Source organism: Xanthomonas sp. WCS2018Noco2-27 (assembly GCF_031843525.1).
Lineage (GTDB): Bacteria > Pseudomonadota > Gammaproteobacteria > Xanthomonadales > Xanthomonadaceae > Xanthomonas.
Genome location: NZ_JAVTIK010000001.1, coordinates 180,570 through 193,505, shown reverse-complemented (window position 1 = coordinate 193,505; position 12,936 = coordinate 180,570). Strand labels below are relative to the sequence as shown.

Sequence of the window (12,936 nt, the reverse complement as noted above, 5' to 3'; positions counted from 1 at the left end):
ACTCAGCACCACAAGGACACCCCGTGCCACATCCCGCTATGAAACCGTTTACAACGACTACTCTTCGCCCTCGCCCGCTCGTCTTGGCGGTGGTCATGGGCCTGGGCATTGCGCTGACTGCGCCGTTGGCACTCGCACAATCCGCAGCGGCAGCGCAGCCATGGATGGACACCGCGTTGACCGCCGACCAACGTGCGGACCGGCTGCTGGCGCAGATGACCAACGACGAAAAATTCCAGATGCTGCGCAGCTATTTCGGCCTGGGCACCGACAAGATTCCCAAGCCGGAAGGCGCGCTGGGGTCGGCAGGCTATGTGCCCGGCATTCCACGCTTGGGTATCCCCGCGCAGCAGCTGGCCGATGCCGGCGTGGGCGTGACCAATCCAGGTGGCATCCGCAAGGGCGACTTCGCCACCGCGATGCCGTCCGGCCCGTCCACGGCATCCAGCTGGAACCCGCAGCTGGCCTTTGCCGGCGGCAAGACCATGGGCCGCGAATCCTGGCAGCAGGGCTTCAACGTGCTGCTGGCCGGCAGCGTCAACCTGCAGCGCGATCCGCGCAACGGGCGCAACTTCGAATACGCCGGCGAAGACCCGTTGCTGGCCGGCACCATGGTCGGCGAATCGATCCGCGGCGTGCAGAGCGAACACGTGCTGTCGACGATGAAGCACTTCGCGCTCAACGACATGGAAACCCGGCGCAACTTCCATAGCGCCGACATTGGCGAGCAGGCGATGCACGAGTCGGACCTGCTGGCCTTCGAGATTGCGCTGAAGATCGGCGACCCGGCGTCGGTGATGTGTTCGTACAACAAGATCAACGGCATCTACGGCTGCGAGCACGATTACCTGCTCAATCAGGTGCTCAAGCAGGAATGGAAATACCCCGGCTATGTGATGTCCGATTGGGGCGGCGTGCACAGCGGCTCCAAGGCCGCGCTGGCTGGACTGGATCAGCAATCGGCCGGCGAAGTGTTCGATGCGGCGGTGTTCTTCGATGCGCCGTTGCGCATGGCGGTGGGCGCCGGCGTGGTGCCGCGCGCGCGCTTCGACGACATGGTCAAGCGCGTGCTGCGCAGCCTGTTTGCGCATGGCGCGTTCGATCACCCGACCCAGCACCAACCCATCGATGGCAAGGCCGGGCAATTGGCCGCGCAGCATGTGGCCGAAGAAGGCAGCGTGCTGCTGCGTAATGAGCAGGCCCTGTTGCCGCTCTCCAGGGACGTGCGCCGCATCGCGGTGATTGGCGGCTACGCCGACAAGGGCGTGATGTCCGGCGGCGGCTCCTCGCGGGTGGACTACACCATCAATGGCGGCAACGCGGTGCCCGGGCTCACCCCGACCACCTGGCCCGGCCCGGTCATCATCCATCCGTCCTCGCCGTTGCAGGCACTGCGCGCGGCATTGCCGAACGTGCAGATCGAGTACGTCGACGGCAAGGACCGCAATGCGGCCGCACGTGCGGCCAAAGCAGCCGATGTCGCCATCGTGTTCGCCACCCAATGGGCCGCCGAATCGGTGGACCTGCCGGACATGCAGTTGCCCGACAACCAGGATGCGTTGATCGACGCAGTGGCCAAGGCCAACCCCAAGACCACCGTGGTGCTGGAAACCAACGGTCCCGTGCGCATGCCCTGGGCCGAGCGCGTACCGGCGGTGCTGCAGGTGTGGTATCCGGGTATCGGCGGCGGCGAAGCGATCGCCAATCTGCTGACCGGCGCGGTGAACCCCTCCGGCCATCTGCCGGTGACCTGGCCGGTGGACGAATCGCAGTTGCCGCGCCCGTCGATTCCGGGCCTGGGCTTCAAGCCGGCCAAGCCGGGCGAAGACAGCATCGATTACGCCATCGAAGGCGCCAACGTCGGCTACAAGTGGTTTGCCGCGCGCAAGCTCACCCCGCGTTATCCGTTCGGGCACGGTCTGTCGTACACGCAATTTCGCATGGGCGGGCTGCAGGTGGACGCGCAAGGCAGCACCCTCACCGCACGCTTCGAGGTGGAGAACACCGGCCAGCGCGAAGGCGCTGCGGTGCCGCAGCTCTACGTCACCTTGCCCGATGGCCATGCCACACCGCTACGCCTGATCGGCTGGCAGAAGCTCACCCTCAAGCCCGGCGAAAAGCGCAGCGTGCAGGTGATTGCAGAACCGAAGACGCTGGCCGATTTCGATGCCAAGGCACGTCATTGGAAGATCGCTGCCGGCACCTACCGCGTGCAACTGGCACGCTCGGCGAATGAGCCGGTGCAGAGTGCGGAGGTCCGCTTGCAGGCGACGCAACTGCCGTAACCAGCGGCGCGGCGCGCGCGATCCATTCGCCCGCCGCGTCCAGCTGCCGAGCGCTGCATGCCGCACACAAAAAATGTAGGAAAGTGCGTTGACAGCCGCACGCGCAGCTTGCACAATTCGCCCCCTGAGTCGCCCAGGTGGCGGAATTGGTAGACGCACTAGCTTCAGGTGCTAGCGGGGGCAACTTCGTGGAGGTTCGAGTCCTCTCCTGGGCACCACGACTCACGGTAGATCGTAAAAAACCTCGCTCCGGCGGGGTTTTTTGCGTTTGGGTGTTTGCTTTAGCGCACTACTGGCCGCTGAGCCGTGGTCTGTTGCAGGCAGTCTCCGGCGGCAGGTCCGGCGATTGATTGATGCATCGCGTGGCAAGGTCACTGAGCACCAGCCAAGCTCACGCCGCGCAGCACGCGCAGCCGCAGTAATCCAAAGCCATGTGCTGCCAACAAACACCACATGGCTGCACGCCGCCGCGGTGTTTTACAGACACCCAAGCGCCGTAGCGCGCGAGGCAGTGACTTTCGACACTCGCCGCACGCGATCCACACGCATGAGGATGCCGCGTCACCATCACGGCAATCTCTATGCGTAGCTCGCTGCCACGTGCCTTGTTGCTGATCGCCACGCTCAGCCCGCCCGCGCGGGCACAGCAGGCGCACTGGCCCGTCGCAGATGCATCGGGCGCAGATGTGATCGCACCAATGCGGCCTTGGTACAGCGTTCAATGTGCTCGCCGACAGCGGCGGCATCTGGCTTTACCGCGACCGTGGAGTTTTAGCTGCGCTTAGTCAGGACTGCTGGACTTGTCCTTGATCGCTTGCCTGATGCGCTTGGCGCGTGCAAGGTCTCCGGCCGCCTCATACGCCTCCGCCAGGCTGTCCCGCGCATTGCTCGATGCCGGGAACAAGTCCACGTTGAGTGCAAACACACTGATCGCGGCGGTGGCGCCCAGGTTGGATAGCACGGTGTAGCCGGTGGTGTTGATCGCCCGTTCGAGCGCCGCGTCGGACAGACCGGGCCGTGCCCGGAGTGCCTGCGCAAAGGTGCGGGTCTCCTGCTCGTCGGGAGCGCGCAGTGCGAATGCGATCAGCATTTCAGCCAGCGATTTGCTGGGAAACCGTTGCACTGAGAGCGTGGCAAGGACGCTGTCCAGCAGGACCCTGCTCCACACACCGCGCGCACTGCCATTAATGAGATAGACCACGCTGTAGCTGTCGCCATCAAGCGTCGTATCGAACAGGATCCGCACCCGCACTCGCGCGCCGCCATCGTGGCCGACCGATTGATACGCGTCGTCTTGCCCGACCTCCCAGCCACTGGCGAACCAGCCGCGCTGCCCATTGGGAAGCGTCTGCGGTTGCCAGAGCTTGCGCAGGGTCTCCTTGCCCACCAGGCGCCCGGTCCGTACCGCCTCCAGAAACGTGCTCAGATCGTCGACGTTTGTGTACAACTGCCCATGCGCCAGCGCGTACTCCGGCAAGGCGACAGTGGGCTCCGGCTCCAGCTTGCCGTCGGTGCCGAGATACGCGCTGGCTACGCGATGCGCAGGCAACAGTGGGAGTCCAATTGATGTGTGCGTCAGATGCAGTTTGGTGATGATCCGCTCCGATGCAATCTGCGGATACGGCTTGCGGTAGTGCGCCTGCAGTAGCTGCGCAAGCACCACGTAATTGGTGTTGGTGTAGCGCGTTTCGCTACCGGGAACGGCAACCAAGGGCTGTGTGGCCAGTCGCTCGAACATCGTCTGCGCGCTGGACGCAAAGCGCGTATTGGCCTCGTCCGCGCCACGCATCTGCGACGGCTCGAAGTACTCCGGCAGACCGGAGGTGTGATCGAGCAGCTGCCGAACGGTGATGTGCTTCCAGGGTTCGGGTAACGCAGGCAGATACTGCCTGGCCGGCTGATCCAGGTCGATCTCACCTGCTTCCACTAATTGCATGATCAAGGTGCTGACAAACAGCTTGGCGACCGAAAACGCCGGAAAGATCTGCTCGGGCGTGACCGGCTGCTGCGTCTGCAGATCGGCAACGCCGTCGACTCCGCGAAACACCTGCTTGCCGTTGTGCACGACAACCACCGCCTGGCCGACGATGCCGTAGCGTTGCCGATTGAGCTGCATCTGCCGGGTCAGACGGTCGGCCAGAGGCTCAGGCGTGGCAGCAACGGGAAAGCAACAGCACACTGCAAGACACAGCAGCAACCATGCAAACCACTGCGGCAGGTGTAGTCGCCGCGCTGGCAGACGCGATGATCGCGTCGTGGCTGGCGACGCTCCATCCGTGGGTGCCCTACCTGCCCAACACCTGACCATCAGCGCTGCTCCTGAGTGAACAGCGCCAGTCTAGCCGAGCGGCACAAGCTGCCGTGCGCTCAGTGCCCCCCAGCCGCCGCCGCACCACCGGCACCTGCACCGAACGGCGGCTTCGCCAGCCACAGGAAGAAGATGATCGCCAGGAAGGTCCAGCCAAGCAGATAGAAGATGTCGTTGAAGCCCATCTGCGAGGCCTGGTGGTTGATCATGTTGTTGAGCGAGGCCGCGCCGCGTTGCAGGTCGCCCTGCCCCATCGCAGTGACCTGCTCCTGCATGCCGGGCGTGTAGACCGAGATGTGTTCGGTGATGTGCGCGTGGTGCACTTGCGTGCGGCGCGCCCATAGATACGTGGTCAGCGATGCAGCAAAACTGCCGCCCAACGTCCGCAGGAACGTGGCCAGGCCGGAGCCGGCCGCGATCTCGCGCCCGTCCAGATCCGATAGCAGAATCTGCAGTACCGGCATGAAGAACAACGCCACGCCGACACCCATCACCAATTGCACGGTGGCCACGTGGCTGAAGTCCACCTGCAGGTTGAAGTTGGAGCGCAGGAAGCTGGTGAACGACAAAAAGATAAAGGCGACTGTGGCGAGCATGCGCAGATCGAACCGCAATGCGTACTTGCCCACGAACGGCGTCATCAACACCGGCAGGATGCCGATTGGCGCGGTGGCCAGGCCCGCCCAGATCGCGGTATAGCCCATGTCGCGTTGCAGCCACTGCGGGATCAGCAGGCTCACGCTGAAGAACGCCGCATACGCCACCACCATCGCCAAGGTACCGGCGCGGAAGTTGCGGTGCCGAAACAGTTTGAGATCGACGATGGGGTCCTTGTCGGTGAGTTCCCAGATCACGAACACCACCAGCGCCACGGCGGCGACACAGGCCAGCACCACGATCTTGTCGGACGAGAACCAGTCTTCGTCATTGCCCAGGTCCAGCACCAGCTGCAGCGCGCCCACGCCGACCACCAGCAGGATCAGGCCGATGTAATCCATGCGTGGTTTTTCGAGCTGTTCGGGGCGATGCCGCAGCTGTGACCCCACAATGCTGCTGGCGATGATGCCCAGCGGCACGTTGATCAGAAAGATCCATTCCCAGCTGTAGTTGTCGGTAATCCAGCCGCCCAGGATCGGCCCGGCAATCGGCGCGACCACGGTGATCATTGCGAGCAACGCCAGCGCCTGCCCACGTTTTTCGCGCGGGTAGATCGACACCAGCAAGCTCTGGGTGATGGGATACATCGGCCCGGCGACAAACCCCTGCAGCGCGCGTGCGACCACCAGCATGCCCATGCTCTGCGCCAAGCCGCACAACAGCGATGCCACGGTGAACGCCAGCGTCGACCACACGAACAACTTGGTCTCGCCAAAGCGCCGGCTCAACCAGCCGGTCAGCGGCAACGCGATCGCCGTGCTCACCGCGAACGAGGTGATGACCCAGGTAGCCTGCTGCGAACTTGCGCCGAGATTACCGGCGATGGTCGGCAGCGAGACGTTGGCGATGGTGGTGTCCAGCACCTGCATGAACGAGGCCATGGCCAGGCCCATGGTGCACAACGCCACGCTGGCCGGACGAAAGCCGGCAGCGGGCGCCGGCGCCGCCGGGCCGCCGGACGCGGTGGGAGCTTGCGAAGACATGGTGGCTTAGCCCGCCTTGCTGGCAGCCTGCGACGGCAGGTTGTCCTGGATGATGCGATGGATGTCGGCGTCGGCAGCCTGCAACTGCTGCGCATACACATCGGTGGAGAACACCGAGCCGGTCGCCAGCTTGGTCGGCAGCACGCTGCCCTGCTGGTCATGCAGATTGACGTCGACCTTCATCGACAAGCCAATGCGCAGCGGGTTGTCGGCCAGTTGCTTGCTGTCCACCGCAATGCGCACCGGCACGCGTTGCACGATCTTGATCCAGTTGCCGCTGGCGTTTTGCGCCGGCAACAGCGAGAACGCGCTGCCGGTGCCCAGGCCCAGGCTCTCGATGCGACCGGTGTAGTCGACGCCACCGCCGTACAGATCCGAATGCAGTTCCACTTCCTGGCCCAGGCGCATGTGCTTGAGCTGGGTTTCCTTGAAGTTGGCTTCCACCCACACCTGCTCCAGCGGCACCACCGCCATCAGCACGCTACCCGGCTGCACGCGCTGGCCAACCTGCGCCGAACGGCGTGCGACATAGCCGGACACCGGTGCCACCACACCGGTACGTGCGTGGTTGAGATAGGCCTGACGCACCTGCGCTGCAGCCGTCTGTACATCCGGCTGATTGGACAACGCGCTGTCGTCGATCAGCGCACGGTTGCGCTCGAAGCTCTCGCGCGAGCCGCTCACTGCCGCTTCGGCGGCAGCCAGTTCTTCGCGGACATGCGCCAGTTCTTCATTGGAAATGGCGCCACTGGCAGCCAGATTCTTGCGTCGCGCAAAGTCGGCACGGGCACTGCGCAAGGTGACTTCGCGTGCCGACAATTCGGCCTGCGCGCCTTCCACGCTGCGGTACAGACCACGCACCTGGCGCACGGTCTTGGCCAGGTTGGCTTCGGCCTGCTGCAACGCCACTGCGGTATCGGCCGGGTCCAGTTGCACCAGCAGCTGGCCGCGTTCGACGCGCATGCCGTCTTCGGCGCCAATGCTGACCACCGTGCCGCCCACCATCGGGGTGATCTGCACCTGGTTACCCTGCACGTAGGCGTCGTCGGTGTCCTCATACCAGCGGCCGACCAGGACGTACCAGGTCACGATGCCGATGATCGCCAGGATCACCACAATGGCCACGATGCGCAGCGCCGCACGGCGCTTGCTCGGTGCGGCGGGCGCGGGTTGGGAAGAAGTTGGAGTCGTCTGGCTCATCGTCGATGTCTCAGGAATTCGGTTGTGCGGAAGTGGGCGCGGTGTGTGCGGTGTCGCGTGCGGGCTCCGGCGTGAATCCGCCGCCCAGCGCACGCTGCAACATCACCGAGGCCAAAAGTTGTTGCGACTGCAGCCCGGCCATGCGCTGGCGTGCGACGAGCAATTGCTCCTGCACGCTGAGCACGTCCAGATAGCCGCCGATACCGGCACGGTAGCGCTGCTGCGCCAGATCGAATGCCGCAGCAGCGGTCTGCACGGCGTCGTCCTGCGCACGTGCGCGTTGCTCCAGCGAACGTACTGCGTTGGCCTGGTCGGCCACTTCGCGCAGTGCCGCGATCACTTTCTGGTTGTAGTCGGCCACCGCCAGGTCGTATTGGGCGTCGCTGCCGGCCAGACTGGCGCGCAGCTTGCCGCCGTCGAAAATCGGCAGGCTCAATGCCGGCGCAACCACGCCGAAGACCGACGCGCTTTCCAGCAACTGGCCGACATCGCGGTTCACCACGCCGCCCAGGGCGATGATGTTGAAGCTGGGATAGAAGCGCGTCTTGGCCGTAGTGATGTCCTTGTCGGCCGCCTCCACGCGCCAGCGCGCAGCCACCACGTCCGGGCGACGGCCGAGCAGATCGGCCGGCAGGTTGCTCGGCAGCTGCGCGGCAATGGTCGCGCCCAGCACCGGGCGTGCGATGTCCAGCCCGCGGTCCGGGCCCTGGCCAAGCAACGCCGCCAGCGCGTTACGCGCCTCGTCGATCTGTTGCTGCGCCGACTGCACCTGCTGCTGCGCGGCCGGCACCCGGGCCTGCGCCTGACGCAGTTGCAGATCGCTGTCGATGCCGGCACTGCGGCGCTGCTGGGTGAGTTCCACGGTCTTGCGCGAGCGCGCCAGTTCTTCGTCGGCCACATCGTGCAGACGCCAGGCGTAGTCGAGCTGCGCATAGGCTTCGGCGATCGCCGCCGACAGGTTCAGGCGCGCTGCCTGCGCATCCACCTCGGCCGCGTGCGCGGTGTCCACCGCCGCTTCCCAGGCGGCGCGCTTGCCGCCCCACAGGTCCACGCCGTAGCGGAAATCCACCACAAGCTGACCGTTACCACCAAAGCGTCCGCCGCGTTCCGCGCCGGCCACCGATTCCGGCAACTGCACGCCTGCATAGCCGCCGGAGACCGACAGGCTGGGGCCGCGATCGGCCTGCGCGGTGCCGATACGGGCCTGTGCCTGGCGCAGGCGCGCGTCGGCGGCGTCAAGGCTGGGGCTGTGCTGCAGGCCTTCGCCGATCAGCGCATTCAATTGCGCATCGCCCAGCGCGCGCCACCAATCGCTAGCCGGCCATGCGGCCGGGCTAAGCCCGGCTTGCGCCAGGGTGCGCTCGGCACGCAGCTGGCTGGCGTCGAGCACGGTGCCCTGCGGCGCCAGGCCACGGCTGCTGGCGCAGGCCGCCAGCGCCAGCGTCAACGCGGTGAGAACAAGCGGCCGCGCCAGGCGCATCGAGCGCGGGCGCAGCGTCTGGATGAAGGAACTAGCAGCGTTCATGAGTTGAGTGCATCGCGGACACGGATAAGAAGGGAGGTGAGTTGCTCGCGCTCAGGGGCATCCAGGTCGCGCAGGCCATGCTCGATCGCACGTTCACCGCGCAAGCGCAGCCGTTCCCACAGCGCCACGCCCTGCTCGGTCATGACGATCTGCAGCGCGCGCCGGTCCTGGGCATGCGGCTCGCGCCGCACTGCGCCCAAGGCCTCGAGCTTGTCGAGCAGGCGGGTCACCGCGCTCGGCGTCTGGTCCAGCGCCTGCGCCAGTTCGTTGGCCGTGCAGGGCGAACGCACTGCCAGGATCTTCAGACCGACGTAGTGACTGAAACCGAAGTCGGGCAGCTCGCCCTTCATCTCGGCCTCGAGCTGACGCATCAGTGCGTCGCGCACCTGGCGCAACAGCAACCCGAACGACGGCGGAGCGGTGGGGGTTAAATTCATGCAGCACATTTTGTTCCGAAAAATATATTTGTCAACGCAAATATCTCAACCGGGATTAAACCGTCAGCAAGGATCGTCACCTTACGCGCCACTCCGTCTGGCCCGGTAATACAATCAGGCCAATGACTATCGAAAACTCGCCAACGACCGTGGACGCCCTTCCCCCTGGCGTACGTGCCAGCTTCGAATGGGCCGACGGGCCGGTGCTGATCGCGTTCCTGGCCGACCTACGCGCGGTGTGGGCGCCGGAGACCGCCTGGCATACGCATGTGCGCGGGCAATTGATGTTTGTCGAGCAAGGCGTGCTGACCGTGCACACCGAGCAAGGCGCGCTGTCGCTGCCACCGGGTTGCGCCGGCTGGATGCCGCCCGGCCAGCAGCACACCGTAGAGCTGGCCGGTCCGATGCGCGGCTGGGGCGTGGTGGTGCGGCCGGATGCCTGCGCCGCCCTGCCTGCGCAAGGCGGCGTGATCCGGCTGACCGGGTTGGCGCGCGAAGCGATCATGCGCGCCGCCAGCTGGCCGCTGGATCAGCCGCTGGATACCGCCCAGCAACGGCTGGCCGCGGTGCTGCTGGACGAGCTATGCCAGGTCCAGATCGACCACCTGCACCTGCCGATGCCGGCCGACCGCCGCCTGCTGCGGATTGCCCGGCAATTGCTCGCCACCCCCGCCGACCCGCGCCCGCTCGATGCCTGGGCCGATTGGGGCGGGCTGTCGCCGCGCAGCCTGAGCCGGCATTTTCGCGACGAGACCGGGTTGAGTTTTGCGCAGTGGCGCCAGCAAGCCCGGCTGGCCGAAGGTCTGCGCCGGCTCAGCCAGGGCAGCGCCGTGGCGCAGGTGGCCGACCAGCTCGGCTACAGCAGCCCCAGTGCCTTCGTCAGTGTGTTTCACCGCCATTTCGGCGCCCCGCCCACCCGTTATCTGGCTGCCGGCCACGCGCGCGGCTTGGCATCCCCCGCCGCATCCGGATAATCGGCGCTCTTCGAGTCCGCGCTCTGGTGCGGGTTCTTCTTTCGCAGGACCTGGCTTTACATGACCGATCTGACCCGCCCCACCTTCCACGGCTTCGAACAGCTGCCGCTGCGCGAGTACGCCGAACGCGCCTATCTCGATTATTCGATGTACGTGGTGCTCGACCGCGCCCTGCCGTTCCTGGGCGACGGCCTGAAGCCGGTGCAGCGCCGCATCATCTTCGCGATGAGCGAGCTCGGCCTGAACGCGGCCGCCAAGCCGAAGAAGTCCGCGCGCACCGTGGGCGATGTCATCGGTAAGTACCATCCGCACGGCGACAGCGCGTGCTACGAAGCGCTGGTGCTGATGGCGCAGCCGTTCTCGTACCGCTACCCGCTGATCGAAGGCCAGGGCAACTTCGGTTCTACCGACGATCCCAAGTCGTTTGCGGCGATGCGTTACACCGAATCCAAGCTCACCCCGATCGCCGAAGTGCTGCTGGGCGAGATCAGCCAGGGCACCACCGACTGGGCGGCCAACTTCGACGGCACCCTGGAAGAGCCGACCTGGTTGCCGGCGCGCCTGCCGCACCTGCTGCTCAACGGCACCACCGGCATTGCCGTCGGCATGGCCACCGACGTGCCACCGCACAACCTCAACGAGATCGTCAGCGCGCTGCTGCGCCTGCTCGACGACCCCGATGCCACGGTCGCCGACCTGTGCGAACACGTGCTGGGCCCGGACTACCCGACCACCGCGGAGATCATTACCCCGGCCGCCGACCTGCGCGCCATCTACGAGACCGGCCATGGCAGCGTGCGCGCACGTTCCACCTATAAACGAGAACACGCCAACATCGTCATCGATGCCCTGCCGTATCAGGTGTCGCCGTCCAAGGTGATCGAACAGATCGCCCAACAGATGCGCGCCAAGAAGCTGCCGTGGCTGGAAGATATCCGCGACGAATCCGACCACACCAGCCCGGTGCGTGTCGTCCTGGTGCCGCGCTCCAATCGCGTGGATGCCGAGCAGTTGATGGGCCACTTGTTCGTCACCACCGATCTGGAACGCAGCTACCGCGTCAATCTCAATGTGATCGGCCTGGATGGCCGCCCGAAGGTCAAGAATCTGCGCCAGCTGCTGACCGAGTGGCTGACCTTCCGCAGCGACACCGTCACCCGCCGCCTCAACCATCGCCTGCAGAAGGTCGAGCGTCGCCTGCACTTGTTGGAAGGCTTGTTGATCGCTTTCCTCAATCTGGACGAAGTGATCCGCATCGTCCGCAGCGAAGACGAACCCAAGCCGGTGTTGATCGCCCGTTTCGCGCTCAGCGAGGAACAGGCCGAATACATCCTGGAAACCAAGCTGCGTCAGTTGGCGCGCCTGGAGGAAATGAAGATCCGTGGCGAGCAGGAAGCGCTGGCCAAGGAACGCGCGCAGTTGATGGCCATCCTGGAAAGCAAGACCAAGCTGAAGAAGCTGATCAAGGACGAGCTCACCGCCGACGCCAAGAAGTTCGGCGACGCGCGTCGCTCGCCGCTGGTGCAGCGCGGCGCGGCGCAAGCGATCGACGAAACCGAGATGGTCGCCAGCGAACCGATGACGGTAGTGCTGTCGGAAAAGGGCTGGGTGCGCGCAGCCAAGGGCCACGAGGTCGATCCGGCCGGCATGTCGTACCGCGATGGCGACAGCCTGCTGACCGCGGTGCGTAGCCGCAGCACGCATCAGGTGGCGTTTCTGGATTCGGACGGCCGCGCCTATTCCACTGCCGTGCATACCCTGCCCTCTGCACGTGGTAACGGCGAACCGCTGACCGGGCGTTTTTCGCCGGCCTCCGGCGCCTCGTTCCAGGTCATGGCCAGTGCCGACAACGCCACCCGCTTCGTGCTGGCGTCCTCGCACGGCTACGGCTTCGTGACCCGTTTCGAAAACCTCACCGGCCGCAACAAGGCCGGCAAGGCGATGCTCAACCTGACCGCCGGCTCGCATGTGCTGAGCCCCGCGCAGGTGAGCAACCCGCAGACTGACCGCATCGTCGCCGTCACCAGCGCCGGCAACCTGCTGGCCGTGCCGGCCACCGACGTGCCTGAGCTGGACAAGGGCAAAGGCAACAAGATCATCGAGATCCCCAAGGCCAAACTCGGCACCGAGCGCGTGGTGGCGGTGGTCGCGGTGGCACCGGGCAACACCCTGCTGGTCCGCAGCGGCGCGCGCACCATGAGCCTGTCGTTCAAGGATCTGGACACGTATGTGGGCACACGTGCGAGTCGTGGCTCGTTGTTGCCGCGAGGGTGGCAAAAGGTGGATGGACTGGAAGTGCAGTAACGGCCTGTCATCCAATCGGCGCGCGGCGGCGCGGCTGGCATTACCGCCGCCGCTTTTCACTGAGATGCGGCAAAAGGTCGATGGACTGGAAGTGCAGTAACGGTCTGTCATCGCGGTGATGCACGGCGGCGCGGTTGGCACTGACGCTGAGCCCTGATTCACTGAGGCGCAACAAAAGGTGGACAGGCTGGAAGCTCAGTAACGGTGGTTCGCTGACGCGCCGCGCGACTGCACGTTGTCCGGGCGTTTTGAGTGGCTAATAA

The 12,936-nt window shown here is 65.4% G+C and carries 8 protein-coding genes and 1 tRNA gene; 4 read left to right on the top strand and 5 right to left on the bottom strand.

Translation table 11 applies throughout. The annotated features are described in order from the left end of the window. Window positions 1-38 precede the first annotated feature (38 nt). A complete protein-coding gene (locus RQH86_RS00830) occupies window positions 39-2,285 on the top strand; it encodes a beta-glucosidase (RefSeq protein WP_311240160.1) in 2,247 nt (748 codons plus the stop codon). A 131-nt stretch (window positions 2,286-2,416) separates the two neighbouring features. Next, window positions 2,417-2,503, top strand: a tRNA-Leu gene (locus RQH86_RS00825). A gap of 563 nt (window positions 2,504-3,066) precedes the next feature. Here RQH86_RS00825 and RQH86_RS00820 read toward each other — a convergent pair. The 5 genes from RQH86_RS00820 to RQH86_RS00800 form a co-directional block, all read right to left on the bottom strand. Then, on the bottom strand, window positions 3,067-4,401 hold the full coding sequence (locus RQH86_RS00820) for a serine hydrolase domain-containing protein (protein ID WP_311240159.1): 1,335 nt from the start codon (window positions 4,399-4,401) through the stop codon (window positions 3,067-3,069). Between the two features lie 251 nt (window positions 4,402-4,652). Beyond that, window positions 4,653-6,233: a DHA2 family efflux MFS transporter permease subunit gene (locus RQH86_RS00815; RefSeq protein ID WP_115512116.1), complete on the bottom strand. Its 1,581-nt coding sequence runs from the start codon at window positions 6,231-6,233 to the stop codon at window positions 4,653-4,655. Window positions 6,234-6,239: 6 nt separating this feature from the next. Further along, a complete protein-coding gene (locus RQH86_RS00810) occupies window positions 6,240-7,433 on the bottom strand; it encodes an efflux RND transporter periplasmic adaptor subunit (RefSeq protein ID WP_055845048.1) in 1,194 nt (397 codons plus the stop codon). Between the two features lie 10 nt (window positions 7,434-7,443). Further along, entirely contained in the window at window positions 7,444-8,958 is a 1,515-nt protein-coding gene (locus tag RQH86_RS00805; protein WP_311240158.1) for an efflux transporter outer membrane subunit, read from the bottom strand. Beyond that, window positions 8,955-9,395 (bottom strand): MarR family transcriptional regulator, encoded by a 441-nt coding sequence (locus RQH86_RS00800; RefSeq protein WP_055845053.1) that lies wholly within the window; start codon window positions 9,393-9,395, stop codon window positions 8,955-8,957. The genes RQH86_RS00805 and RQH86_RS00800 overlap by 4 nt, the downstream gene beginning before the upstream one ends. Before the next feature lie 122 nt (window positions 9,396-9,517). On the opposite strand from RQH86_RS00800, the gene RQH86_RS00795 reads away from it, so the two are divergent. Both RQH86_RS00795 and parC read left to right on the top strand, forming a co-directional pair. Further along, window positions 9,518-10,369 carry a helix-turn-helix transcriptional regulator gene (locus RQH86_RS00795; RefSeq protein WP_311240157.1) on the top strand — a complete coding sequence of 284 codons (852 nt, stop codon included), beginning with the start codon at window positions 9,518-9,520 and terminating at the stop codon, window positions 10,367-10,369. A 60-nt stretch (window positions 10,370-10,429) separates the two neighbouring features. Then, window positions 10,430-12,673 carry a DNA topoisomerase IV subunit A gene (parC, locus tag RQH86_RS00790; protein ID WP_055845059.1) on the top strand — a complete coding sequence of 748 codons (2,244 nt, stop codon included), beginning with the start codon at window positions 10,430-10,432 and terminating at the stop codon, window positions 12,671-12,673. Window positions 12,674-12,936: the final 263 nt, after the last annotated feature.